Annotated in this window: 1 protein-coding gene; it reads left to right on the plus strand. The window is 67.4% G+C overall.

Translation table 11 applies throughout. The features are described 5' to 3' along the window. Positions 1 to 325 (plus strand): hypothetical protein (locus ACFWW2_RS16645; protein ID WP_393929764.1); only part of this gene is annotated, 325 nt, incomplete at both ends.

Below are 325 nucleotides of genomic sequence, written 5' to 3' on the forward strand. Positions count from 1 at the left end.
TGTCGCCGCCGGTATCTCCACCATGGTCGCCGCCGTGGTCCACGCCACCGCCAGTATCGCCACCGGTGTCACCGCCTGTATCACCACCAGTGTCACCGCCTGTCTCACCACCAGTGTCGCCACCGGTATCACCGCCAGTGACGCCGCCGGAATCTCCGCCATGGGCGCCGCCGGGGTCCCTGCCACCGCCAGTATCCCCCCCCGTGTCGCCACCGGTATCACCGCCCGTGTCGCCGCCGGTATCTCCGCCAGTGTCTCCACCGGTGTCCATACCGCCGCCGTCAACAACTTCGCCGTGGCTCAGGTTGTCGCCATCAATAACAGA

Source organism: Yoonia sp. R2-816, assembly GCF_046762905.1.
In the GTDB taxonomy this organism is placed as follows: domain Bacteria; phylum Pseudomonadota; class Alphaproteobacteria; order Rhodobacterales; family Rhodobacteraceae; genus Yoonia.